The organism is Nocardioides sp., from assembly GCF_030149505.1.
Lineage (GTDB): Bacteria > Actinomycetota > Actinomycetes > Propionibacteriales > Nocardioidaceae > Nocardioides.
This window is the reverse complement of record NZ_JASBRN010000010.1, coordinates 1-24,822: the sequence shown is the minus strand read 5'-3', so window position 1 is coordinate 24,822 and position 24,822 is coordinate 1. Positions and strand designations below refer to the sequence as shown.

Here is a 24,822-nt window from a genome sequence, read left to right as displayed (position 1 = left end):
TCTCCCCGGGCTGGGGTAGACATGCGCCGTGAGGGATGCCGAGCAGCTGGACCGCGACGACCCGCTGGCGCACCTGCGCGCGAGGTACGTCGGCAGCGAGACCCCGCTGGTCTACCTCGACGGCAACTCCCTGGGCCGTCCGCTGCGCTCGACCGCCGAGCGGATGGCGGCCTTCGTGACCGACGAGTGGGGCGGTCGGCTGATCCGCGGCTGGGACGAGTCCTGGATGGAGCTGCCGCTGGTCGTCGGCGACGAGATCGCCGCCGCCTGCCTCGGCGCCGCACCGGGCCAGACGACCGTCGGCGACTCCACGACCGTGCTGCTCTACAAGGCGCTGCGCGCGGCCTGTGCGCTCCGGCCCGACCGCACCGAGGTCGTGCTGTGCCGCGACGACTTCCCGACCGACCGGTACGTCGCCGCCTCGGTCGCCCGCGAGCTCGGGCTGTCGCTGCGCTGGGTCAAGGTCGACCCCGCCGCCGGCGTCACCCCGGAGTCGGTCGCCGCCCAGCTGTCCGGGCGGGCCGCCTGCGTGCTGCTCTCCCACGTCGCCTACCGCTCCGCGTGGCTGGCCGACGCCCCCGCCATCACCGCCGCCGCGCACGACGCCGGCGCCGTGGTGCTGTGGGACCTCTCGCACTCGGTCGGCTCGGTGCCGCTGGCCCTCGACGACTGGGGCGTCGACCTGGCCGTCGGCTGCACCTACAAGTACCTCGGTGGCGGGCCCGGCTCGCCCGCCTTCGTCTACGTCGCCGCCCGCCACCTCGACCGGGTCGACCAGCCGGTGACGGGCTGGATGGGGCACGCCGACCCGTTCGCCATGGGACCGGAGTGGACGCCCGCGCCCGGGATCCGACGGATGATCTCGGGCACCCCGCCCGTCGTGGGCATGCTCGCGCTGCGCGACACGGTCGCCACGATCGCCGAGGTCGGCATGGAGGGGGTCCGCGCCAAGTCCGTCGCCCTGACGTCGTACGCCGTGGAGCTGGCCGACCAGCTGCTGGCACCGCTCGGCGCCGAGCTGGCCTCCCCGCGCGACCCGGCCCGCCGGGGCGGGCACGTGACGGTGGACCACCCGCGGATGCGCGAGGCCGTCGCCCGGCTCTGGGAGCGCGACGTCATCCCCGACTACCGCGACCCGGGTGGCCTGCGGGTCGGGCTCGCCCCCCTGTCCACCTCCTTCGCGGAGGTCGGGGCGGGAATGCGCGCGGCCGCCGAGGTGCTGGCACACGCGTGAGCACCAGCGAGGACACCGCCGCACCCGGCCGGCGGTCAAGGAGGCGCGTCGGCGCCGCCTCGGGGCCCCGACGCGCGGACCAGCAGCCCATCCCCGGCGAGATCAAGGTCCTGATCGCCTCGGCCTTCGTCATCGCGATCGGCTTCGGCATCATCAGCCCGGTCCTGCCGGCCTACGCCCGCAGCTTCGACGTGGGCGTGGCCGCTGCCTCGTTCGTGGTCTCGATCTTCGCCTTCTTCCGCCTCCTCGGCGCCCCGGGCAGCGGCGTGCTCGTGGCCCGGCTCGGGGAGCGGTGGGTCTACCTCACCGGCCTCGGGATCGTCGCGGCGTCCTCGCTGCTGACCGCCGTCGCGCAGACCTACTGGCAGCTGCTGGTCTTCCGCGGGCTCGGCGGCCTCGGCTCGACGATGTTCACCGTCTCGGCGATGGCGCTGCTGGTGCGCCTGGCGCCGCCGACGATGCGCGGGCGGGTCTCGTCGGCCTACGCGAGCTCCTTCCTCATCGGCGGCATGCTCGGCCCGGTGCTGGGCGGTCTGATGGCCGGGCTCGGCCTCCGCGTGCCGTTCGTGGTGTACGCCGCCGCCCTGGTCGTCGCCGCCCTCGTCGTGGGCGTCCGGCTCTCCCACGCCAGCCTCCGGCCGGACCCGACCGCCACCCCGCAGGAGCCGATGCGGCTGGGGGAGGGCCTGCGCGACTCCGCCTACCGCGCCGCGCTCGCCTCGGCCTTCGCCAACGGCTGGGCCAACTTCGGCGTCCGGGTCGCGATCGTCCCGCAGTTCGCCGTCGCGGTGCACGACGAGACCTGGGTCGCCGGCGTCGCGCTCGCCGTCGCCGCGGCCGGCACCGCGGCCAGCCTGCAGTTCTCCGGCAAGGTCACCGACACCGTGGGCCGCAAGCCGATGGTCGTGCTCGGCCTCGGCATCACGGCGGTCTCGCTCGGCTCGCTCGGCCTCAGCGAGAGCCTCGCCGTGCTGCTGGTGCTCTCCCTGGTCTCCGGCTTCGGTGCCGGCATGGTCAACCCCGGCCAGCAGGCCACGGTCGCCGACGTCATCGGCAACCAGCGCTCCGGCGGCACCGTGCTCTCCACCTTCCAGATGGCCCAGGACGGCGGCGCGATCATCGGCCCGGTCCTCATCGGGGTCGTGGCCGACCAGGCGGGCTGGGGCTGGGCCTTCGCGGTGACCGGCCTGATCAGCCTGCTGGCGCTGCCGCTGTGGCTGGCCGCCCGCGAGACGCTGCAGAAGGAGCCGGTCGCCGTCACGGCCGACCAAGGTTGATCGGCCTCGGTCGCCCGGCTGGTCAGCGGACCGCCGGAACGGCAGGCTGTCCTCCCGTGAGCCCCTCGATCCCCGACGCCGACAAGCACGTCCTCTCCGACCACGACATCAGCACCGAGGTCGATGGCGGGCTCGAGGACTGGCGCCCCCTCTTCGGGCTGCTGGCCGCCCGCTTCGAGACCGGTGACTTCACCACGGGCGCGCGCCTGGTGGCGAAGGTGGCCGAGGTCGCCGACGAGCAGGACCACCACCCCGACGTCGACCTGCGCTACGGCTTCGTCGAGGTGCGCACCTGGTCGCACGACGTCGGTGGGGTCACCCGCCGCGACCTGCGCCTGGCCCGGGCGGTCTCGGAGGCCGCCCACTCCCTCGGTGCCGGCGCCGTCCCCGCGCAGCTGCAGGCCGTGGAGTGGGCGCTCGACACCTGGGACGCAGGCGAGGTCAAGCCGTTCTGGGCCGCCGTCCTGGGCCTGGACGAGGCCGAACAGGACGTCGTGGACCCTGCGGGCAGGTGGCCCTCGGTGTGGTTCCAGCCGACCGAGCAGCGACCCGGCCACGTGGGGGAGCACCGCCAGCGCTGGCACGCCGACGTGCGGGTGCCGCCCGAGGTGGTCCAGGAGCGGATCACCGCCGTGCTCCAGGCCGGCGGCCGGCTGGTCAGCGACGACCAGGCGCCGGCGTTCTGGGTGCTCGAGGACCCCCAGGGCAACCGGGCCTGCCTGACCACCTGGCTCGGTCGCGGCCCGGGCCCCGCCGCGTGACGGAGCCCCTGCTCGCACGCCTGACGCCCACGATGCGGGACGCTCGTCTCAGATGGTGGGACCGGGACACCTCTTGGATGACGTGCGGGGGCAGGGGGGCTACGGTGGCCGCATGCGCCAGGACCTCCTCGTACGCACGCGACGCGTGAGCTGATCGACCCCGATCCGGCCAGCGCGTCATCCCCTCGTAGCCATCGTGGCCGGGGGGCTTTTTTGTGGGGCCATCCTGGTGGGGCAGCAGCCCCGACGAGCAGTAGGACAGAGGAGACGAGCAGGGCATGAGCGAGATCACCGGCGCACAGAGCCTGGTCCGGTCGCTGGAGGCGGCCGGCGCGGACAACATCTTCGGCATCCCGGGCGGCGCCATCCTCCCGGCGTACGACCCCCTCATGGACTCCTCGATCCGCCACATCCTGGTGCGCCACGAGCAGGGCGCCGGCCACGCCGCCCAGGGCTACGCCGCGGCGACCGGCCGGGTCGGCGTCTGCATGGCGACCTCGGGCCCGGGCGCGACCAACCTGGTCACCCCGATCGCCGACGCCTACATGGACTCGGTCCCGCTGGTGGCCGTGACCGGGCAGGTGGGTGCCTCGATGATCGGCACCGACGCCTTCCAGGAGGCCGACATCCGCGGCATCACGATGCCGATCACCAAGCACAACTTCCTGGTCACCGACCCCGCCGACATCCCGCGCACCGTCGCCGAGGCCTTCTACATCGCCTCGACCGGCCGGCCCGGCCCGGTGCTGGTCGACGTCGCGAAGTCGGCGCTGCAGTCGATGACCTCCTTCCAGTGGCCCACCGAGATCTCCCTGCCGGGCTACCGCCCCGTCACCAAGCCGCACTCCAAGCAGATCCGCGAGGCTGCCCGGCTGATCCTGGAGTCGCGCAAGCCCGTGCTGTACGTCGGCGGCGGCACGATCCGCGCCGGTGCCAGCAAGGAGCTGCGGGTCCTCGCCGAGCTCACCGGCATGCCGGTCGTCACCACGCTGATGGCGCTCGGTGCCTTCCCCGACAGCCACCCCCAGCACCTCGGCATGCCGGGCATGCACGGCACGGTGGCCGCCGTGGCCGCCCTGCAGAAGAGCGACCTCATCATCAGCCTCGGTGCGCGCTTCGACGACCGGGTCACCGGCAACCTCGACTCCTTCGCCCCGCACGCCAAGGTCATCCACGCCGACATCGACCCGGCCGAGATCGGCAAGAACCGGCACGCCGACGTCCCGATCGTCGGCGACTGCCGTGAGGTCATCTCCGACCTCGTCGTGGCGCTGCAGGCCGAGCAGGACGCCGGGCACACCGGCGACTTCGAGGCGTGGGTCGGCTACCTGGCCGGCCTCAAGCAGCGCTACCCGCTGGGCTACGAGGCCCCGGCCGAGGGCCTGGCCCCGCAGTACGTCATCCAGCGCCTCTCCGACATCGCGGGCCCCGACGCGATCTACACCTCCGGCGTGGGCCAGCACCAGATGTGGGCCGCGCACTTCGTGCAGTACGAGAAGCCGCGCACCTGGCTGAACTCCGGCGGCCTCGGCACCATGGGCTACTCCGTCCCGGCCGCGATGGGCGCCAAGGTCGGCTGCCCCGACACCACGGTGTGGTCCATCGACGGCGACGGCTGCTTCCAGATGACCAACCAGGAGCTCGCCACCTGCGCGATCGAGGGCATCCCGATCAAGGTCGCGGTCATCAACAACGAGTCGCTCGGCATGGTCCGGCAGTGGCAGACGCTCTTCTACAACGAGCGCTACTCCAACACCAACCTGCAGCGCCACGACGGCCCCGTGCGGATCCCCGACTTCGTGAAGCTGGCCGACGCCTACGGCTGCGTGGGCCTGGCTTGCGACAGTGCCGACGAGGTCGACGCCACGATCGAGAAGGCCATGGAGATCAACGACGTCCCGGTCGTGGTCGACTTCCGCGTGCACCGCGACGCCATGGTCTGGCCGATGGTCGCCGCCGGCACGAGCAACGACGAGATCAAGTACGCCCGGGACCTCGCGCCCGAGTGGGAACACGACGAGCTGTGAGGGCCTGAGACGACATGAGCAAGCACACCCTGTCCGTCCTCGTGGAGGACCGCCCCGGCGTCCTGACCCGGATCGCCGGCCTGTTCTCCCGCCGCGGCTTCAACATCGAGAGCCTCGCCGTCGGCCCGACCGAGCACGACGGGATCTCCCGGATGACCATCGTGGTCAACGTCGAGGAGTCCCCGCTCGAGCAGGTCACCAAGCAGCTGAACAAGCTGGTCGAGGTGATCAAGATCGTCGAGCTCGACCAGGCCGCCTCGGTCCACCGCGAGCTGGTCCTGGTCAAGGTCGCGGCCACCGCCGAGACCCGCGGCCAGGTGCTCGACACCGTCCAGCTCTTCCGCGCCAAGGTCGTCGACGTCGCCCCCGACGCGGTGACCATCCAGGTCACGGGCAACGCCGGCAAGATCGCCGACTTCCTGCGGGTCGTGGAGCCCTTCGGCATCCGCGAGCTCGTGCAGTCGGGCATGGTCGCGATCGGCCGTGGCTCCCGCTCCATCTCCGAGCGCAACCTGCGCCCGGTCTCGGTCCCGGCGCCGACCGCAGCCACCGCCGGCTGAGCCCCAGACTTCGCCCCACCACCCCGCAGTACCCACACCAAAGGAGAAGCCCCCGTGGCTGAGATGTTCTACGACGACGACGCCGACCTGTCCCTGATCCAGGGCAAGAAGGTCGCCGTGATCGGCTACGGCAGCCAGGGCCACGCCCACTCGCTGTCGCTGCGCGACTCCGGCGTCGACGTCCGCATCGGCCTGCAGCCGGGCTCGAAGAGCCGGGCGAAGGCCGAGGCCGAGGGCCTGAAGGTCATGACGCCGGCCGAGGCCGCCGCCGAGGCCGACGTGGTCGTCATCCTCGCCCCCGACCAGCACCAGCGGAAGCTGTACGCCGACGAGATCGCCCCGAACCTCAAGGCCGGCGACACCCTGGTCTTCGGCCACGGCTTCAACATCCGCTTCGGCTACATCACCCCGCCCGAGGACGTCGACGTCTTCATGGTCGCCCCCAAGGGCCCCGGCCACCTCGTGCGTCGTGAGTACGTCGACGGCCGCGGCGTCCCCGTGCTCGTCGCCGTCGAGAAGGACGCCTCGGGCCAGGCCTGGCCGCTCGCGCTGTCCTACGCCAAGGGCATCGGCGGCCTGCGCGCCGGCGGCATCAAGACCACCTTCACCGAGGAGACCGAGACCGACCTGTTCGGTGAGCAGGCCGTCCTCTGCGGTGGCGCCTCGCAGCTGGTCATGTACGGCTTCGAGACCCTGATCGAGGCCGGCTACCAGCCCGAGGTGGCCTACTTCGAGTGCCTGCACGAGCTGAAGCTCATCGTCGACCTGATGTACGAGGGCGGCATCGCCAAGCAGCGCTGGTCGGTCTCCGACACCGCCGAGTTCGGCGACTACGTCTCCGGCCCCCGCGTCATCGACGAGCGGGTCAAGGAGAACATGAAGGCCGTCCTCGAGGACATCAAGAACGGCGCCTTCGCCGAGCGGTTCATCACCGACATGGACAACGGCTCCCCGGAGTTCACGAAGTTCCGCGAGCAGGGCGAGCAGCACCCGATCGAGAAGACCGGTCGCGAGCTGCGCAAGCTCATGGCGTGGGTCAAGAGCCACGACTCCGACTACGTCGAGGGCACCGCCGCGCGCTGACCGCGCGCCCGCACCACCACGCGCCGACAGCCGAGCCGGGTCCTGACAGGGGCCCGGCTCGGCTGCGTCGTACGTCGTGGTGGGCCGTCGCTACTTCACCTCGGCCCGCACCAGCCGCCACAGGCCCCCGGCCAGCGGCAGGAGCAGCCAGACGGTGGTGGTGACGCCCAGCTGCGCCCAGTACTCCCCGTCGGTGGGCAGGCCCTCGAAGAGCCGGCCCTGCGTGAAGTTCCAGTCCACCCAGGGCTGGATGTCGGCGAACCACTCCTGGGCCGCGGCCAGCGCCATCGTCAGCGGCACCAGCACGAAGCTGATGACCAGGTAGCCCACCAGCGCCGCAGGCGAGCTGCGCAGCACCGCGCCGAGCATGAAGCCCAGGAAGACGCCGAGCACGTTGGCCAGCACGATCGCGGCGAAGTCGGAGACGCTGACGTCCCAGATCGCGTCGGTGCCGTTGAGGGCCGACCCGACGAGGTTGCCGAGCACGCCGACAGCCGCTGCGACGAGCATCCCCCCGACGGCCACGAGCAGCGCGCCGACGGCCTTGGCGGCCACGACGCGGCCGCGGTGCGGCACGAGGGTGAAGGTGGTCAGGCCGTTGCGCTGGCTCCACTCGCTGGTCACCGCCAGCACGGCGATCACGGGCAGCAGCACCGCCATCGGGAAGCCGACCGCGGCGGCGAAGGTCTCGTAGGTGACTTGGTCGTCGGGGGCCCACAGCACGACCGCGGCCGAGGCCAGCGCGGCGAGGATGCCGATCGAGGCCATCAGCCACAGCCCGGAGCGGGTGTCGAACATCTTGCGCAGCTCGACCTTGAGCAGCCGCGCGAAGGGGATGGGTCCGGGGGCGGGACGAGCGGCGTACGCCGGGACGAACCCGCCCCGCTCGGCCCCGGCCCCGGTGGTGGCGGGGCTGTCGCCGGTGTGGGTGGTCAGGGTGCTCATGCTGCGGTCTCCCTCTGCGTGTCGGCGGTGAGCTGGAGGAACATCTCCTCGAGCCCGGCGCCGTCGGCGGCGCGCAGCTCGAGCAGGGGGAGGCCGGCCGCGAGCGCGACCTGGCCCGTGGTGGCCAGGGAGGCGTCGGTGCGCAGGCCCGCCGTGGGGTCGGCGGGGTCGACCCGCTCGACGGTCCAGCCGGCCGCGGTGAGCGCGGCAGCGAGGGCACCGACCTCGGGAGCCCGCACCAGGGTGCGGTCGTCGTGGAGGAGCTCCTCCTTGGTGCCCTGCGCGACGACGCGGCCGTGCCCGATCACGACGATGTCGTCGGCGATGACCTCGATCTCGTGCAGCAAGTGCGAGGAGAGCAGCACGGTGCCGCCGCGCCGCGCGTGGTCGCGCAGCAGGTCGCGCATCCAGCGGATGCCGGCCGGGTCCAGCCCGTTGGCCGGCTCGTCGAGCACGAGCACGGCGGGGTCGCCGAGCAACGCGGTCGCCAGGCCGAGGCGCTGGCGCATGCCGAGGGAGTAGTCGCGGACGCGGCGGCCGGCCTCCTGCTCGGTCAGGGAGACCAGGTCGAGCATCTCGGCTACCCGGGCACGGGGGAGCCCCATCGTCTCGGCAGCCACCCGCAGCACCTCGCGGCCGGTGCGGCCGGCGTGCTGCGCGGAGGCGTCGAGGAGGACCCCGATCTCCAGGCCCGGGTTGGGCAGGTCGGCGTACCGGCGGCCCAGGACGCTGGCCGTCCCGCTGGTGGCGGGGGTGAGCCCGGCGAGTATCCGCAGGGAGGTGGACTTGCCGGCGCCGTTGGGGCCGAGGAAGCCGGTCACGCGCCCGGGGCGGGCGCTGAAGGTCACGTGGTCGACGGCGAGGTGGTCGCCGTAGCGCTTGGTCAGCTCGTGGATCTCGATCATGGGTCGAGCCTCGCGGCGCCGAGGGGTCCGGCACATCGGGGAGCACCACCCAGCCGACCCCTGGCGCGACCCCGAGCCCACCCTGAGGTCGACCCCGGGTCGTGGCCTCGGGCGGCGTACCGGGTTGTGGGGATCCTGTGGCCAAGACGGGCACCTGGAGCGGAATGCGGGCCGGTCGGTGAGGGTTCAACCACACATGCGGATCGAGATCTGGAGCGACGTCGTCTGCCCGTGGTGCTTCGTCGGGAAGCGGCGCCTCGAGCGCGCGCTGGAGTCCTTCGAGCACGCCGACCAGGTGGAGGTCGTGTGGCGTTCCTTCCAGCTCGACCCCTCGGCCCCGCCGCACGGCCACGGTGCCGAGCGCCAGCTGACCACGCCCGTGCTGGCCCGGAAGTACGGCCGCCCCGAGGACGAGATGCGCGACATGCAGCAGCAGCTCGTCGACCTCGCGGCCGAGGAGGGGCTGGCCTTCCGGCTCTTCGAGACCGTGCACACCAGCACCCTCGACGCCCACCGTCTGCTGCACCTCGCCCTGGACCAGGGGGGCCTCGACCTGCAGGGCCGCCTCAAGGAGGCGCTGCTCTCGGCGTACTTCGAGGACGCCGCCGACATCGGTGACCACCAGGTGCTGCGCCGCGAGGCGCTCGCCCTGGATCTCGACCCCGAGCGACTCGAGGAGGTGCTGGCGGGCGAGGAGTACGCCGACGCGGTCGCCGCGGACATCGACGCAGCCCAGGACCTCGGGGTCAGCGGCGTGCCGTTCTTCGTGGTCGACCGGCGCTACGCCGTCTCCGGGGCGCAGCCCACCGAGGTCTTCAGCCGGCTGCTCGACCGGGCCTGGTCCGAGGCGCACCCGCCGGTGCGGCTCGTGGGCGGGGCCGTCGGCGGTGCGGCCGGTGACGCCTGCGGCATCGACGGCTCGGCCTGCTGACGCAGCCCCCGCCCCCGGCTCAGCAGGCCGCGGGTCCGTCCAGGTCCAGCACCCGGTCGACCCCCACCTCCTCGAGGAACCCGGGGTCGTGGCTGACCACCACGAGCGCGCCGCGGTAGGACGCCAGCGCGGTCACCAGGGCGTCGTACGACGCCAGGTCGAGGTTGTTGGTGGGCTCGTCGAGGAGCAGCAGCTGCGGCGCGGGGTCGGCCAGCAGCAGCGTCGCGAGGCTGGCACGGAACCGCTCGCCGCCGGAGAGCGCCGACACCTGCTTGTCGCCGGCGCCGCCGCGGAAGAGGAAGCGCGCGAGCAGCGCGCGGACCTCGGTGGCCGTCGCTCCCGGGTGGGCGGCGTGGACGTTCCCGGCGACGGTCAGCGACTCCTCGAGCACGTCGAGGCGTTGGGGGAGCAGCGCGGTCGGCACGTGCACCGCGACGCGGCCGGCCAGCGGAGCCAGCCGCCCCGCGAGGGTGTGCAGCAGCGTGGACTTGCCGGCGCCGTTGCGGCCCACGACGGCGACCCGCTCCGGCCCGGCCAGCTCCAGGTCCACCGGTCGACCGGTGCGCAGCACCAGCCCGTCGGTGGTGAGCACCCGGCGCCCGCGCGGCACCGCCGTGCCGGGCAGGTCCACCCGGATCGCGGAGTCGTCGCGCACGGCGAGCTCGGCGGTGCCCAGTCGCTCGCGGGCCTGCTCGAGCCGCTGGTCCTGGGTGGTGCGCAGGCTGCCGGCGCCCTTCTCGGCGCGGTTGCGCAGGAAGTCCCGGGCCGCCTTCGTCGTGTCGGGCGCGTCGCGGCGGGCCATCCGCGAGCGGGCCGCCAGCAGCTGCTCGGTGGTGCGCCGGTCACGCTGCTGACGTCGTACGTCGGCGCGCGCGACGGCCACGGCGTGCTCGGCCGCCTCGCGCTCGGCGTCCACCTGCGCGGCGTACGACGACCAGCCGCCGCCGTACCAGCCGACCGTCGTGGGCCCCTGCCGCGGCGTGCGGAGCTCGCCGACCCGGTCGACCCGCTCGAGCAGCTCCCGGTCGTGACTGACGACCAGCAGCGTGCCCGACCAGGAGCCGACGACCTCGTGCAGCACCGCGCGGGCGGCGCGGTCCAGGTTGTTGGACGGCTCGTCCAGCAGCAGCACGTCGGGCCGGGCCAGGAGCAGTCCGGCGAGCGCCAGCCGCACCGCCTCCCCGCCGGAGACCTCGCCGACGCGGCGGTCGAGCAGCCCTCCGGGCAGGCCGAGCCGCTCGAGCTGGGCACGGGCGCGCTCGTCCACGTCCCAGTCCGCCCCGACGGCGTCGAAGTCGGCCGGGTCCACCGAACCGGCCTCGATCCGGCGCAGCGCGCGCCGGGTCGCACCGAGGCCGAGGAAGTCCTCGACCGGCTGCTCGACCCGCAGCGCGAGGTCCTGCGGCAGGAGGCCGATGCTGCTCGGGTCCGGGCCGGTCACGTGGCCCGCGCTCGGTGCGAGCCGGCCGGCGAGCAGGTGCAGCAGGGTCGACTTCCCCGACCCGTTGGCGCCGACCAGGCCGGAGCGGCCCGCGGGGACGAGCAGGTCGAGGCCGCGCAGGGTCGTGGTGCCGTCGGGTCGCACGAGGTCGAGGCCGTGGGTGGCCAGGGGAGTGCCGTGCGGGCGGGGCGAGGCAGGGGTGGTGGCGGGCATGTCGCTCCTGGGGTGCGAGACGTCGGGTCGGCCCCGGAGCGCGTGGCGTCCGGGGTCGGGGGCGGCGTGCTCACACGAGCAACGGCGCCTCCTGCCAGGAGGGGGTGGGACGGAACGAGGCTAGGTGGCGGGCGGGTGCGTCGGCGAGGGATTTTCGGCGAGGATGGCCGGGTGGAGCTGTCTGCCGAGCCGCGTCGCGCGGTGACCTACGACGACCACGGCCACGTGCGGGGGCCGTTCCTGCACGGGACCCGGGCGGTGCTGGCACCGGGTGAGGAGCTGCGGACCGGCTACACCTCGGCGTACCAGCAGGGGAGGGTGCTGCGCCACGTCTACTTCACGACCCTGGTGACGACCGCCGCCTGGGGAGCCCAGCTCTCCTGCGCCCTGAGCGGTGAGGACGGCCCCGGCCACGTCTACGAGGTGGAACCGCTCGGCCCCTTCGAGGACGACCCCAACGTCACCGACAAGAGGTTCCCCGGCAACCCCACGCAGTCCTTTCGCACCGAGGGCGCGCTCCGGGTCGTGCGCGAGGTCGAGGACTGGGCGCCGCACCCGCCCGAGGCCGTGGCGCAGATGCTGGAGAGCCTGCAGCGCCTGCGCGAGCAGGGCGCCGACGTCATCCTCGACTAGAGCTGCAGCCAGGTCCCTTCCGAGACCCACGCGACCTCGCCGTCGACGACCCGGACCGCCGTCTCGTCGTCCATCGCGTACGCCGGGCCGCTGATGCCCGCGGCCCACGACCGGGCCTCGTCGAGGCTGTTGCCGGGCCCGCCGTCGGCGGCCAGGTGCGGGCAGATCGAGAAGTCCGCCCAGCCGAGCGTGCTCGTGTCGCCGGACGGCGGTCGCCACTGGATGAAGTCCTCCCCGACCTCGGGGGTCATCACCATGCTGCCGGCGCTGAGGCCGAGCCATGTGGTCTCCTCGAGCCCTGGCAGCACCTCCAGCAGCCCGGACTCCCGCAGCCAGTGCGCCAGGTAGAGCACGTCACCTCCGGCGACGACCAGCGCGTCGACCTCGCGCACCCGCGGCTCCCACAGGTCGCGGTCGATGCTCGGGAGCGCGGTGAGCTCGAGCAGGCCCATGGAGGCCCAGCCGAGGTCGACCATGGGGTTCTGCGCGCGGCCTGCGACGAACTGCCAGGGCTTCTCGCCCATGCCGACCCAGGGGTGGGCGTACATCGCGGTCGGGATGCACAGCGCGCCCGCCTCCTCGACCGGCTTGCCGAGCAGGTCGACGAGCGCGGTGCGGATGCTGTCGTTGGTCACGCCGCCGGAGGTCAGCAGCAGCTTCATCGGGTCTCCTCGGGCTCGCGGTGCGGGGGCGGGTGCCCGTGCGGGGCCACCGCGGAGGTGGACCGGCGCCGCGAGCAGGACTCATCGTGCCGCTCCCAGGGGCCTACGCCCGAAGGGAGATCTGTCGAATCTTTGTGCATACTTCCGCGACGACGGGGGAAGGACGCCCTCAACGCGGGAGCTGCAGCAGCGTCGGCTCCCCGGTCAGTGTCCAGCCCGGAGGACCCTCCCACCATGAGCATCGCCCCGCTCCCGCTCCGTCCCGCCACGCCCGCTCCCGCGTCCCGCCCGTCACTGGGGCGCCGGTCGGGCTCCACCGTCGCCCCGCCCCGGGTGACCCCGGCACCCCCGACCCCAGGCGAGGGCACCACGACCCGGCTGTACGCGGTCGACGGCACCGCCGAGCGCACGACCGCGCCCGTCGAGCACGATCCCCGCCGGCGCGCCACCAGCGCGCTGCTCGTCTTCGCCCACGGACTCCCCGAGGAGGTGCGGCGGCCGGTGCTCGCTCGCGTGGTCGACGCCAACATGCCGGTCGCCGAGGCCGTTGCCGCGCGCTACCGCCGCCGCGGGCTGTCCTCCGAGGACCTCCAGCAGGCGGCGTACGAAGGGCTCTGCAAGGCCGTCCACCGTTTCGACCCGGCCCAGGCCGAGGACCTGCTGAGCTTCGCGGTGCCGACCATCCGCGGCGAGGTGCAGCGCTACTTCCGTGACCACTCCTGGGTGGTGCGGCCCCCGCGGCGGCTGCAGGAGCTGAGCGCCCAGGTGCGGGCCCTGCGCGAGGAGGTCGAGCAGGAGCTCGGCCGGCCCGCGACCACTGCGGAGCTCGCCGAGCGGCTCGGCGTCGACGAGCGCACCTGCGAGGAGGCGCTGCAGGCCTCGGCGGCCATGCACGCGACCTCGCTCGACGCTCCCGTCGGTCCGACGGGCACCGCCAGGATCAGCGACCTGCTGGGCGAGGGCGACCGGCTCGAGCGGGTCGACGACCACCTCGTGCTCCGCCCCCTCATCGCAGCCCTCGGCCCCCGCGAGCAGCAGCTGCTGCACCTGCGCTTCGTCGAGGAGCTCAGCCAGTCCGAGATCGGCGAGGTCCTGGGCGTGACCCAGACCCAGGTCTCGCGGCTGCTGCGCAAGCTGCTGGACGACCTGCGCCGAGCGCTGGACGCCCGCGACGTGCTCGACCCCCGGGGGGCGGTCGAGGGGTAGTCCCCAGCGAAGGGCACTCGGCTAGGGCCCGGGCTGGCCGTCGAGCCGCACGAGCACCACGGTGTCGGCGTAGGACAGGCCCTTCCGGCCCTGGGGCCCCACCCTGGCCAGCAACCGGGTGACGGTGGTCATGACGCCGTACTTCTCCCGGACCTTGGCGTGCACCTCGTCGAAGAACCCGCCCGAGCGCACCATCTCGGCCGTCCCGTCCAGCGGGTGCGAGCCGGCCACGACCCGGCCCCGCGCATACGAGGGCTGCACGCGCACCCGCTCGGTGTGGTCGAGCCGCTTGGTCTTGCCACTGCGCGCCGAGGTCCAGAAGCCCACCCTGCCGTCGCTGACGGGCACCACCCACACCGGGCTGGTGACCGCCTCGCCGGTGCGTCGGTACGTCGTCAAGGCCATGTACCTCCCGGCCACCAGGTCCTCGCGCGTCGTCACCGGGCCACTGTCCCACCGCTGCGTCGCGGGCCGGAGCCCCACGGCCTCCTCCTCAGGCGACGAGCACCCGACCCGGCCGCTGCCGGACCGGCGTGTCGGGCAGCGCCTGCCAGACCTCGGCCAGCCGGGCCACGGCGGTGCGCAGCTCCTCGGCGGGGCGGGTCCAGGGGATGCGCACGAACCGGTCCAGCCCGCCCTCGGCCGCGAAGAGCGGTCCGGGCGTCAGCCCGACACCGACCCGCTCGGCGGCGTCGGCGATCGCCAGGGCGCTGCCGCGCGGCAGCGTGCACCACACCGCGAGACCGCCCCCGGGCCGCACCCAGCGCCACTCGGGCAGCTGCTCGGTGAGCGCCTCGAGCAGGGCCGCGCGCTGCTCGCGCAGCCGCACCAGCTGGTCGGGCAGCACCGGCCCGCCCGCGAGCAGCCGTGCCAGCACCAGCTGCTCCAGCACGGGCGATCCCAGGTCGAGGCTGAGCCGGGCACGGGTCAGCTCCTCGGCCAGCCCGCGGGGCGCGCGCACCCATCCCAGCCGCAGCCCTCCCCACAGCGCCTTGCTCGCGCTGCCGATGGTGATCGCGTCGGGGGAGTGCGCCGCGAAGGGCCGCGGCATCTCCTGGCCGTCCAGCGCCAAGGCCTGCAGCGACTCGTCCACGACCGCGACCGTGCCCGCGGCGCGCAGGTGCCCGGCGTACTCGTCGCGCTGGGCGTCGGTCATGAGGTGGCCGGTGGGGTTCTGGAAGTCCGGCACGAGGTAGGCCAGCGCCGGGCGGACCTGGCGCAGCTGTGCGCCGATGGCGGCGAGGTCCCAGCCCTCGGGGTCGACGGGGGCACCGACCAGTCGGCCGCCCGCGTTGCGCAGGGCGAGGGTCGCGTTGGGGTAGACCGGTGACTCCACCAGCACCCGGTCCCCGCGCCGGGCGAGTGCCTGCGCGACGATCGCCGCGCCCGACAGCGCTCCGGGCGTGATGATCACCTGGTCGGGGTCGGTCGGCAGCCCGCGCGCCTCGAAGCCACGGGCCACCTCGGCCTGCAGGTGCGGGAGCCCGGTCGGGAAGTAGCCGTGGCCGCCGAGGTACGCCGGCAGCTCGGCGACCGCCTCGGCGTACGCCGCCGCCAACCCCGCCGGGGCCGCGGGCGCCGCGCAGCCGAGGTCGATCCCGTCGGGGTGGTCGCCCACCAGCTGGTCGGGGGTGAGGGCGCGGTCGCGGGTGCGCGCCCGCCCGCCCGGGACCCGGGTGAAGGTGCCGGCGCCCTGCCGCGCCACGGCGTACCCGGAGTCGCGCAGCTGTTGGTAGGCCCGCGTCACGGTCGTGCGCGAGACGCCCAACGCGTCGGTCAGCTCCCGCTCGCTCGGCAGCCGCACGTCGCTGGCGATCCGCCCGTCGCCGATGAGCAGCACGAGGGAGTCGGCCAGCCCGGCGTAGGCGGGGGAGCGGTCGAAGCCCTCGACGAGCGCGGCGACACGGGCGGCCGAGAGCGACTGGGTGGCCTGGGTCATGCAGACCACTGAACCACGATTGGCTATGTCACAACAGTCCAATCTCACGCACCATGAAGCGCATGCAGCTCCTGTCCGACCTCGGCCCGATCGCGCAGCTGCGCGCGGGTCGGCTCCCGCGCCGCCTGGTCCAGCTCTACCTCGGCCTGGTCCTGTACGGCGCCTCGCTGGCGCTCCTGGTGCGCGCGGGCCTCGGCGCGGCGCCGTGGGACGTCCTCCACCAGGGGCTCGCCCGGCACCTGCCGATGAGCCTGGGCCAGGCGATCATCCTGGTCAGCCTGCTCGTGCTGCTGCTGTGGATCCCGCTGCGCGAGGTCCCGGGACTCGGCACGGTCTCGAACGCCCTGGTCATCGGCCTGGCCGCCGACGCCACGCTCTCCCTGGTCGGTCCGCTGGACGACCTCGCGGTGCGCGGGGTGGCCATGGTCGCCGCGGTGCTGCTCAACGGGGTGGCGACCGCTGCCTACATCGGTGCCCAGCTCGGCCGGGGACCGCGCGACGGGCTGATGACCGGCCTGCACCGGCGTACCGGCCTCTCGATCCGGCTCGTCCGCACCGCCCTCGAGGTCACCGTCGTGGTGATCGGGCTGCTGCTGGGCGGCACCGCCGGCCTGGGCACCGTGGTCTACGCGCTCGCGATCGGCCCGGTCACCCAGGCCCTGCTGCCCACCTTCGTGGTCGCCCTCACCGCCGAACCGTCAGCTTCGAACCCTCGAGCCGTCAGCTGCGAACCCTGACGCGAGCAGAAGTGAGGGGTGGAGGGTTCAGAACTGCCGGCTCGGCGGTGCCGGACGGTCAGCGCTTCGTCGCGATGATCGTGGAGGCGTCGGAGGCGACCATGACCTCGACCGCGGTGAAGCGGGGGTCGGTCAGCCACTCCTCGCGCAGCGTGTCGACCCGCCCGTAGGTGATGGGGGGCCAGACCTCGCACGGGGTGAAGTCGTCGAGCACGACGATGCCGCCGTCCTCGACCAGGTCGGCCACCGCGTCTACGGAGACCTGGCCGGGCTGGCCGGAGTCGAGGAAGAGCAGCGAGTAGGGCCCGCGGTCCAGCAGGGTCGACCAGTCGGCGGCCAGCACCTCGACCTGATCGTCCTCGGCGAAGATCTCTCCTGCGGCCTTCGCGAGCTTGGGGTCCAGCTCGGCGGTGACGATCCGCGCCTTCTCCCCGCGCACGCCCGAGCGCAGCCAGGCGGTGCCGACGCCGCAGCCGGTGCCGAACTCCGCCATCGTTCCGTCCCGGGTCGCGGCGAGCATCGCCAGCAGCCGGCCGGTCTCGTTGCGGCAGAAGGACACGTAGCCGGCCCGGCGCGAGACCTGGAAGGCGCGCTCGACGACGTCGGGAAGGTCCGGGGAGGCGCTCACCTGTCCAGTCCACCCCGGTGTCTCCCTCCGCGGGACGGGCGTCCCACATGGCGGACGATGTGGGGAAAGGGGTGGCCGAGGCGCGGGTGCGTGCCTATCCTCGAGGCACCATGCGGAGCATCCTCGTAATTCTCGAGCGCCGCGGCGGGGCCCAGCAGATCTGACTGCAGTGAGGCCACCTCGCCGCGGTGGTCGGCGTTGGTGCGCACCCGGTCTCACACCCCTCTCCCTCTCGGTACGCCGATCTCGGCACGGCCGGGGAGAGACGCTCGATCCGCAGCTGTGAGATGACTTCGCGGCGGGTACGCCGGCGCCAGCACGCGCGACCCGCTCCTGACACCGGTCAGACCCGTCCGTGCGACCCACGCGACGAGCAGTCCCCACCGTGCAGTCATCCCCGGCACCGGCCCGGGCACCCCCACCGCTTTCGCGGCGGGGAGACGACGCACGCGAGAGGACACGACCGATGTACGACATGTACCCCGAGTGGGGCCCTGCGGCCCACAACCCCGAGAACCCGCGCAGCCGCGAGGCCCTGCAGCACGCGCTCGACCTGCGGGACAACGGCGGCCAGCGCCCCGACGACAACTAGCGTCCACCCCATGACTTCTCCCGACACCGCCGGTTCGATCCAGCTCGCCGTCATCCCCGGCGACGGCATCGGTCAGGAGGTGACCCCCGAGGCCCTCAAGGTCCTCGAGGCCGCCGCGCCGTCGGGGCTGAAGTTCGAGCAGACCCGCTACGACCTGGGGGCCGAGCGCTACCTCGCCACCGGCGAGGTCCTGCCCGACACCGTGCTCCGCGAGATCCGCGGGCACGACGCGATCCTCCTCGGCGCGGTCGGCGGCAAGCCCAACGACCCCAACCTGCCCCCGGGCATCCTCGAGCGCGGCCTGCTGCTGCGCCTGCGCTTCGAGCTCGACCACTACGTCAACCTCCGCCCCTCGCGCATCTTCCCCGGCGTCACCTCGCCGCTCTCGGAGGCCGTGCTCAAGGGCGAGGAGGTCGACTTCGTGGTCGTCCGCGAGGGCACCGAGGGCCCCTACACCGGCAACGGCGGCGCGCTGCGCGTCGGCACCCCGGCCGAGGTGGCCACCGAGGTCAGCGTCAACACGGCGTACGGCGTCGAGCGGGTCGTCCGCGACGCCTTCGCCCGCGCGAGCAAGCGCCCCCGCAAGCACCTCACGCTGGTCCACAAGACCAACGTGCTCGTCCACGCCGGATCGGTGTGGTGGCGGCTGACCCAGGAGGTCGCCGCCGAGCACCCGGACGTCACCGTCGACTACATGCACATCGACGCCGCGATGATCCACATGACCACGAACCCCCAGCGGTTCGACGTGATCGTCACCGACAACCTCTTCGGCGACATCATCACCGACCTCGCCGCCGCCATCACCGGTGGCATCGGGCTGGCTGCCTCGGGCAACGTGAACCCCGACCGCACCGCCCCCTCGATGTTCGAGCCCGTCCACGGCTCGGCCCCGGACATCGCCGGCCAGCAGAAGGCCGACCCGACCGCCGCGATCCTCTCGACCGCGCTGCTGCTGGACCACCTCGGCCACCCCGAGGCCGCGGCCACCGTCGAGCGGGCCGTCCTCGACGACCTCTCCGAGCGCGCTGCGGCGGGCGACTCCGCCCCGCGGCGTACGTCCGAGGTCGGCGACGCGATCGCCGCGCGCGTAGCAGGCTGAGCCCCGCCGCACGCCAGCACCCCGCTGCACCGCGACCGCCGGGCACCTCCCACCGAGGGTCCCGGCGGTCGCGCATTTCCCGCGCTCGTCCGGAGCGCCAGCCCCGAGAGAGGTCGACTACCGTGACGCCCATGCAGATCCGCACCACGCGCTCGAGCAGCCCCACCAGCGAGGAGAGGCTCGCCGAGATCCTGGCCAACCCCGGGTTCGGCAACCACTTCACCGACCACATGCTCACCGTGGAGTGGACCCCCGACGCCGGCTGGCACGACGCGCGGATCGAGCCCTACGCCCCGCTCTCGATCGACCCCGCCGCCGCGGTGCTGCACTACGCCCAGGAGACCTTCGAGGGGATGAAGGCCTACCGCCACCCCGACGGCTCGGTGTGGTCGTTCCGCCCCGAGGAGAACGCCGCGCGGATGGTGCGCTCCTCCCAGCGGCTTGCCCTGCCCGAGCTCCCGGTCGAGGACTTCGTGGCCTGCGTCGACGCGCTCGTCCAGGCCGACGAGCGCTGGGTGCCGGTGCCCGACGGCGGCGAGAAGAGCCTCTACATCCGGCCCTTCATGTTCGCCTCCGAGGTCTTCCTCGGGGTGCGCCCGGCCCAGCACGTCACCTTCATGGTCATCGCCAGCCCCGCCGGCGCCTACTTCAAGGGCGGGGTCAAGCCGGTGACGCTGTGGCTCACCGAGGAGTACACCCGGGCCGGCCGCGGCGGCATGGGCGCGGCCAAGACCGGCGGCAACTACGCCTCCTCGCTCGTCGCGCAGCAGGAGGCCATCGCCCAGGGCTGCGACCAGGTCGTCTTCCTCGACGCCCAGGAGCTGACCTACGTCGAGGAGCTCGGCGGGATGAACCTCTACTTCGTGCACGCCGACGGCCACGTGGTCACCCCGGCGACCGGCACGATCCTCGAGGGCATCACCCGCGCCTCGATCATCGAGCTGCTCGGCAAGCTCGGCCACCGGGTCGAGGAGCGCCGCTTCTCGATCCAGGAGTGGAAGGACGGCGTCGCCTCCGGCGCGATCACCGAGGTCTTCGCCTGTGGCACCGCCGCGGTCGTCACGCCCGTCGGGGAGCTCAAGTGGGCCGGCGGGTCCACCCCCGCCGCGGCCGGAGTCGAGGCCGAGGACGCGCTGTGGACCCGGGTCCGCCGCGAGCTCGTGGACGTCCAGTTCGGTCGCGCCGAGGACTCCTTCGGCTGGATGCACCGGATCTGCTGACCGACCCCACATGGCGGCTCGGCGAGAACCTACGTTGCCGCCGACGTGGCGATGACCGATCGGCCCCCGGCTCGTTGTTGAATACGCAGGCGCGCCGGGCCGACGGCGTGCCCCTTCGAGACCTCCCGGGAGACCCACGTGTGGACACGACGCGGCCTGCTGGCCTCGGGTGGCGTCGCCGCGGTGGTCGGTACGACGGGCACGGCCCTCTCCCTCGCGGGTGCGGTGGACCTGTCCGGGCCGCCGGACTTCACGTTCGTCTCCATGCCCGACTTCTTCAACGCCGACGTGGCCGACCTGCGCGGCCTGTCCACGTGGGACGGCGGCATGAACTCCTGGAACCAGTGGTGGCAGCTCGCCACCGACACCTGCCTGACCGCGGTCGCCGCCCACCGTCCCGACGCCGTCCTCGTCGCCGGTGACCAGGTCGAGGGCCGCTGGAACATCGACTCCTACGGCCGGCAGATCTTCGGCCAGGTCTCGCAGGGCACCGACGAGGTCAGCCTCGCGATGTGCCGCAGCGCGATCACCCGGGCCGGCCAGGTCTACTACTCGCACTACAAGAAGGTCTTCGCCGACCGCGACCTCCCGCTCTACCCCGCGATCGGTGACCACGAGATCCTCGACGACCGCAGCGGCCCGCTCGACCGGCGCTGGTCCTCCTCCGGCACCCACAAGGGCAGGCCGGACAACCGTTACTACCTCGTCGACCACGCCAAGTCCGTGTGGGCCGACCACTTCACCCGCAGTTCCTCCGGCGCGCCGGTGCACCGCCGTCGCCCCGTGGGCAGCCAGCAGGAGCTCACCGCCTACTCCGTCGACTTCGCCGGCGTGATGACCCTCATCACCGTCGACGTCTTCCACCGCACCGGCAACGGGGTGCGGCTCGGGGTCTTCGGGCCCCAGCTGGAGTGGCTGGAGAAGGAGGTGAAGCGCGCCAAGCGCAAGGGCCGCGTCGCGGTCGTCCAGGGGCACATCCCGGCGCTGGGCCCCTACCGGGTCTTCGCCTCCGGCAACCTGCACATGCCCGAGGGGGAGCGCTCGGCGTTCTGGCAGGCCCTGGAGCGCGCCGGGGCGGACTTCTACCTCTGCGGCGAGGTGCACGACGCCACCGCCATCCAGCCCGGCGCCCGCAAGCCGGTGCAGATCTCGCACGGCTGCACCTACCGCCACGGCTTCAGCTACCTCGTGGGCCGGGTCTGGAAGGGCGGACGGGTCGAGCTGGAGTACCACGAGATGCCGCAGGTCTCGCAGAGCGAGGAGCTCGGGATCTGGGCCACCGACGCCGCCAAGCTCGCGCCGAACCGGATCTCCTACAGCCTGCCCGTCGTGCGCGGACGGATGGAGTGGGAGGACGGCACGATCCTCAACCGCACCGAGAAGCTCGGCGTGTTCGACCCGGCCAACGACCCCTACGCCTACCAGAAGCCGCCCACCGGGTTGCTCGGCAGGGCACGCAAGGCTCCGCGTCCCGGCACGCCGGGCTCCTGAGTCCGGGCTGAGGTCCCGGCACCGGACCCGGTGCCCTCGTATCCTCGACGGGTGACGACCCGCCGCGAGGAGCCCGCTGCCGCCCGCGGCGCCGCAGCCCGGTCCGCCGGTCCGCTCGTCGGCGGCTACCAGCTGCTCACCAAGATCGGCGAGGGCGGCATGGGCGTGGTCCACCTCGCCCGCCGCGAGGACGGCGAGCGGGTCGCGCTGAAGGTCCTGCGCCCCCAGGTCGTCGGCGACGACGACGGCCGCGCCCGGCTGGACCGTGAGGTCGACTCGCTCTCGCGCGTGCACAGCCGCTGGGTCGCCGAGATCGTCGACGCCGACCCGTGGGCCGAGGTCCCGTGGATCGCCACCCGCTACGTCCCCGGACTCTCGTTGCACGACCACGTGCTGGAGGAGGGGCCGCTGCACGGAGCCGACCTGCTGTGGTTCGCCGGCTGCCTGGCCGAGGGGCTCGACGCCGTCCACGCGGCGGGGGTGCTGCACCGCGACGTGAAGCCCTCCAACGTGCTGATGGAGGGCCGCACGCCCATCCTCATCGACTTCGGCCTGGCCAAGCTCGCCGACGACCCGCGGATGACCCAGGCGGGGTGGCTGATCGGCACCCCGGGCTACCTCGCGCCCGAGATCCTCCACGGCGACGACGCCACCGAGGCCTCCGACGTGCACGCCTGGGCCGCCACGGTCGCGTACGCCGGCACCGGCCGCGCCCCCTTCGGCCGCGGCCCCTCGGCCGCCGTCATGGACCGGGTCCGCCGCGGCGAGCACGACCTCACCGGGCTGACCGGCGACCTGGCGCGGGTCGTCGCCGCGGCCCTCGACCCCGACCCGGGCCGGCGTCCCGAGCTGTGGGAGGTGCTGGACTGGTTGCGACCCCAGACCACCCGGGTCCGCCGCCTGGGGCGTGGCGCGGTCGTCCCACCGCCGCCCGTGCCCGACGACCTGGCAGACGGCCTGGCAGACGACCTGCCGGGCGACCAGGGGTCGGCGGAGCCGGACGAGACGTTCCCGTGGCAGCCGGCCGCGACGCCGTACGACCCGACGTGGGTGGGGGAGGAGCCCCTCGAGGCCCCCCCGGGCACCCGGGTGCTCTCCTTCGACGAGGACACCCGGCACCAGCACGTCCCGGTGTGGGACGACGACCCGTACGCGCGGCCCGAGCGGTTCGACGACCAGCCCTACCCCTACCCGTGGCCCGACCACCCCGGCTGGGACGAGGACCCCGCCGCACCGCGCGTGCCGGTGCTCGAGCGGGGCCGTCGTGCCGTGCTCGTCGCGCTGCTCGGCGCTGCCGCCACCGTGCTGGTCGTCGCGGCCCCGCTGCTGACCGTGTCCGGGCTGCTGCTGGTGACCTGGCTGCTGCGCAGCGGCTCGCTGGCGGCGAGCACCGTCGGTGCGCGCCGCGAGGTGCGCGGCCGGCGCTGGTACGACGGCCCGCGGCTGCTCCTCGGAGCCCCGTGGGACCTGCTCCGCTCCATCCCCTCCACGCTGGTGCTGCAGTTGTGGTCGCTCGGCCTGGCGCTCGCGGCCGGTCTGCTCTGCTACGCCCTGGCCCTCGACGTGCGACCCACCCTCGCCGTCACCGGCGCGGTCCTCGTCGGCTCGCTGTGGTGGGGGCCCGGAGGCAGCCGCGTCCGCTCGCCCCTGTGGCGCTGCGTCCGCCCGGTCTCCGCGACCCCCGGCGCGTGGGCGTTCGGGGTCGGTGTGCTCGCCCTGCTCATCGGCGCGGCGGCGTACGTCGCGCTCTCGGGGACCGACTGGACCCCGCTCGACTCGCGGCCCTTCGCCGGCGCGGAGGTCTCCTCGCCGCTGCGCTGAGAGCGGGGTCGAGGTGCGAGCGCAGCGAGCCTTGAGACCCACCCGTGAGACGCCCGTCCCACCAGCCGGACATCCGTGGCACACTCGAGGCGTGCAGCACACCCGCATCATTCGTTAGCGCGACCGGCACCCGCCGGCCGCGCCACCTCTCGTCCGCGAGAGGTTTTTTTGTGCCCGCACCCCGCAGCCCCGACCCGGAGACCGACCCATGGACCTGCACGGCGCGTTCCACGTCTACGACACGACCCTGCGCGACGGCGCGCAGCAGGAGGGGCTCAACCTCTCCGTCGCCGACAAGCTCAACATCGCCCGGCAGCTCGACGGTCTGGGCGTGGGGTTCATCGAGGGCGGCTGGCCCGGGGCCAACCCCAAGGACACCGAGTTCTTCCGGCGTGCGGCGAGCGAGCTGGACCTGCAGCACGCGCGGCTCGCTGCCTTCGGCGCCACGCGCAGGGCGGGCGTCGCCGCGGCCGACGACCCGTTGGTCGCCGCGCTGCGCGACAGCGGCGCCTCGGTCGTGACGCTGGTGGCGAAGTCGCACGACCGGCACGTGGAGCTCGCGCTGCGCACGACGCTCGAGGAGAACCTCGCGATGGTGCGCGACACGATCGAGCACCTGCGCGAGCACGGCCAGACGGTCTTCCTCGACGCCGAGCACTTCTTCGACGGATACCGCGCGAACCGGGACTACGCGATCGAGGTGCTGCGCACGGCGTACGAAGCGGGCGCCGAGGTCGCCGCTCTCTGCGACACCAACGGCGGGATGCTCCCGAGCTGGGTCGGCGACGTGGTCCACGACGTCATCTCCTCCACGGGCGGCCGCGTCGGCATCCACTGCCACAACGACACCGGCTGCGCGGTCGCCAACTCCCTGGCCGCCGTCGACGCCGGCGCGACCCACGTCCAGGGCACGATCAACGGCTACGGCGAGCGCACCGGCAACGCCGACCTCATCTCCGTCGTCGCCAACCTGGAGCTCAAGCTCGACCGCGCCGTCCTGCCCCCGGGCCTGCTCTCCGAGGCCACCCGGATCGCGCACGCGGTCGCCGAGGTCACCAACGTGCCCCTGTCGGCCCGTCAGCCCTACGTCGGGGTCAGCGCGTTCGCCCACAAGGCGGGACTGCACGCCTCGGCGGTCAAGGTCGACCCGAACCTCTACCAGCACCTCGACCCGGCCCGGGTCGGCAACGACATGCGGCTGCTGGTCTCGGACATGGCCGGGCGGGCCAGCATCGAGCTCAAGGGCGCCGAACTCGGCTTCGACCTGTCCCGGGACAAGCAGCTGGTCTCCCGGGTGACCGCCCGGGTGAAGAGCCTCGAGTCGCGCGGGTACACCTTCGAGGCGGCCGACGCGTCCTTCGAGCTGCTGCTGGCCGAGGAGGTCTCCGGCGTACGACCGGCGTACTTCGAGGTC

23 protein-coding genes are annotated in these 24,822 nt (G+C 73.5%); 16 read left to right on the top strand and 7 right to left on the bottom strand.

The features are described from left to right. Positions 1–28: 28 nt before the first annotated feature. The 6 genes from Q1V71_RS01500 to ilvC all read left to right on the top strand — a co-directional run bounded on the left by Q1V71_RS01500 (position 29) and on the right by ilvC (position 6,942). Complete coding sequence (locus tag Q1V71_RS01500) at positions 29–1,234, top strand: aminotransferase class V-fold PLP-dependent enzyme (protein WP_300639753.1); 1,206 nt, start codon at positions 29–31, stop codon at positions 1,232–1,234. Beyond that, positions 1,231–2,511, top strand: a complete 1,281-nt coding sequence (locus tag Q1V71_RS01495; RefSeq protein ID WP_300639750.1) for an MFS transporter — start codon at positions 1,231–1,233, stop codon at positions 2,509–2,511. Before Q1V71_RS01500 ends, Q1V71_RS01495 begins: the two co-directional genes overlap by 4 nt. A gap of 56 nt (positions 2,512–2,567) precedes the next feature. Further along, positions 2,568–3,272, top strand: coding sequence for a 4a-hydroxytetrahydrobiopterin dehydratase (locus tag Q1V71_RS01490; protein WP_300639747.1), 705 nt, complete (start codon positions 2,568–2,570; stop codon positions 3,270–3,272). 278 nt (positions 3,273–3,550) lie between these two features. Beyond that, positions 3,551–5,299 carry an acetolactate synthase large subunit gene (locus Q1V71_RS01485; RefSeq protein WP_300639744.1) on the top strand — a complete coding sequence of 583 codons (1,749 nt, stop codon included), beginning with the start codon at positions 3,551–3,553 and terminating at the stop codon, positions 5,297–5,299. A 14-nt stretch (positions 5,300–5,313) separates the two neighbouring features. Then, positions 5,314–5,859: an acetolactate synthase small subunit gene (ilvN, locus tag Q1V71_RS01480; protein ID WP_300639742.1), complete on the top strand. Its 546-nt coding sequence runs from the start codon at positions 5,314–5,316 to the stop codon at positions 5,857–5,859. Between the two features lie 54 nt (positions 5,860–5,913). After that, entirely contained in the window at positions 5,914–6,942 is a 1,029-nt protein-coding gene (ilvC, locus tag Q1V71_RS01475; protein ID WP_300639739.1) for a ketol-acid reductoisomerase, read from the top strand. 90 nt (positions 6,943–7,032) lie between these two features. Here the strand turns inward: ilvC and Q1V71_RS01470 are convergent, their stop codons facing one another. Together Q1V71_RS01470 and Q1V71_RS01465 are read right to left on the bottom strand one after the other, a co-directional pair. Then, on the bottom strand, positions 7,033–7,887 hold the full coding sequence (locus tag Q1V71_RS01470) for an ABC transporter permease subunit (protein WP_300639736.1): 855 nt from the start codon (positions 7,885–7,887) through the stop codon (positions 7,033–7,035). Next, complete coding sequence (locus Q1V71_RS01465; protein WP_300639733.1) at positions 7,884–8,792, bottom strand: ABC transporter ATP-binding protein; 909 nt, start codon at positions 8,790–8,792, stop codon at positions 7,884–7,886. Before Q1V71_RS01465 ends, Q1V71_RS01470 begins: the two co-directional genes overlap by 4 nt. 196 nt (positions 8,793–8,988) lie before the next feature. Between Q1V71_RS01465 and Q1V71_RS01460 the strand changes: the two genes are divergently transcribed. Then, entirely contained in the window at positions 8,989–9,723 is a 735-nt protein-coding gene (locus Q1V71_RS01460) for a DsbA family oxidoreductase (protein WP_300639730.1), read from the top strand. A 19-nt stretch (positions 9,724–9,742) separates the two neighbouring features. On the opposite strand, the gene Q1V71_RS01455 is transcribed toward Q1V71_RS01460, so the two are convergent. After that, on the bottom strand, positions 9,743–11,377 hold the full coding sequence (locus Q1V71_RS01455; RefSeq protein ID WP_300639727.1) for an ABC-F family ATP-binding cassette domain-containing protein: 1,635 nt from the start codon (positions 11,375–11,377) through the stop codon (positions 9,743–9,745). A gap of 201 nt (positions 11,378–11,578) precedes the next feature. On the opposite strand from Q1V71_RS01455, the gene arr reads away from it, so the two are divergent. After that, positions 11,579–12,010 carry an NAD(+)--rifampin ADP-ribosyltransferase gene (gene arr / locus Q1V71_RS01450; protein WP_367280114.1) on the top strand — a complete coding sequence of 144 codons (432 nt, stop codon included), beginning with the start codon at positions 11,579–11,581 and terminating at the stop codon, positions 12,008–12,010. Here the strand turns inward: arr and Q1V71_RS01445 are convergent. Further along, positions 12,007–12,672, bottom strand: a complete 666-nt coding sequence (locus Q1V71_RS01445) for a Type 1 glutamine amidotransferase-like domain-containing protein (RefSeq protein WP_300639724.1) — start codon at positions 12,670–12,672, stop codon at positions 12,007–12,009. The genes arr and Q1V71_RS01445 overlap by 4 nt on opposite strands. Positions 12,673–12,906: 234 nt before the next feature. Here Q1V71_RS01445 and Q1V71_RS01440 point away from each other — a divergent pair, with 234 nt between their 5' ends. After that, on the top strand, positions 12,907–13,878 hold the full coding sequence (locus tag Q1V71_RS01440; RefSeq protein ID WP_300639721.1) for a sigma-70 family RNA polymerase sigma factor: 972 nt from the start codon (positions 12,907–12,909) through the stop codon (positions 13,876–13,878). A gap of 21 nt (positions 13,879–13,899) precedes the next feature. Here the strand turns inward: Q1V71_RS01440 and Q1V71_RS01435 are convergent, their stop codons facing one another. Together Q1V71_RS01435 and Q1V71_RS01430 are read right to left on the bottom strand one after the other, a co-directional pair. Further along, positions 13,900–14,319: a hypothetical protein gene (locus Q1V71_RS01435; protein WP_300639719.1), complete on the bottom strand. Its 420-nt coding sequence runs from the start codon at positions 14,317–14,319 to the stop codon at positions 13,900–13,902. A 52-nt stretch (positions 14,320–14,371) separates the two neighbouring features. Next, the gene (locus Q1V71_RS01430; RefSeq protein ID WP_300639716.1) at positions 14,372–15,817 is read right to left on the bottom strand and encodes a PLP-dependent aminotransferase family protein; all 1,446 of its coding nucleotides are present in this window, start codon (positions 15,815–15,817) and stop codon (positions 14,372–14,374) included. Positions 15,818–15,879: 62 nt separating this feature from the next. On the opposite strand from Q1V71_RS01430, the gene Q1V71_RS01425 reads away from it, so the two are divergent. Further along, the gene (locus Q1V71_RS01425; RefSeq protein ID WP_300639713.1) at positions 15,880–16,554 is read left to right on the top strand and encodes a hypothetical protein; all 675 of its coding nucleotides are present in this window, start codon (positions 15,880–15,882) and stop codon (positions 16,552–16,554) included. Positions 16,555–16,612: 58 nt separating this feature from the next. On the opposite strand, the gene Q1V71_RS01420 is transcribed toward Q1V71_RS01425, so the two are convergent. Then, entirely contained in the window at positions 16,613–17,182 is a 570-nt protein-coding gene (locus tag Q1V71_RS01420; protein WP_300639710.1) for an O-methyltransferase, read from the bottom strand. Between the two features lie 466 nt (positions 17,183–17,648). Between Q1V71_RS01420 and Q1V71_RS01415 the strand changes: the two genes are divergently transcribed. The 6 genes from Q1V71_RS01415 to cimA form a co-directional block, all read left to right on the top strand. Next, positions 17,649–17,774 carry a hypothetical protein gene (locus Q1V71_RS01415; protein WP_300639708.1) on the top strand — a complete coding sequence of 42 codons (126 nt, stop codon included), beginning with the start codon at positions 17,649–17,651 and terminating at the stop codon, positions 17,772–17,774. Positions 17,775–17,784: 10 nt separating this feature from the next. Next, positions 17,785–18,876: a 3-isopropylmalate dehydrogenase gene (locus tag Q1V71_RS01410; RefSeq protein WP_300639706.1), complete on the top strand. Its 1,092-nt coding sequence runs from the start codon at positions 17,785–17,787 to the stop codon at positions 18,874–18,876. A 131-nt stretch (positions 18,877–19,007) separates the two neighbouring features. After that, positions 19,008–20,096, top strand: coding sequence for a branched-chain amino acid aminotransferase (locus tag Q1V71_RS01405; protein WP_300639703.1), 1,089 nt, complete (start codon positions 19,008–19,010; stop codon positions 20,094–20,096). Positions 20,097–20,234: 138 nt separating this feature from the next. Continuing rightward, positions 20,235–21,587: a metallophosphoesterase gene (locus tag Q1V71_RS01400; protein ID WP_300639701.1), complete on the top strand. Its 1,353-nt coding sequence runs from the start codon at positions 20,235–20,237 to the stop codon at positions 21,585–21,587. A gap of 51 nt (positions 21,588–21,638) precedes the next feature. Beyond that, on the top strand, positions 21,639–23,408 hold the full coding sequence (locus tag Q1V71_RS01395; protein WP_300639698.1) for a protein kinase: 1,770 nt from the start codon (positions 21,639–21,641) through the stop codon (positions 23,406–23,408). A 208-nt stretch (positions 23,409–23,616) separates the two neighbouring features. Then, a partial coding sequence (gene cimA, locus Q1V71_RS01390) for a citramalate synthase (RefSeq protein WP_300639695.1) occupies positions 23,617–24,822 on the top strand: 1,206 nt, incomplete at its 3' end.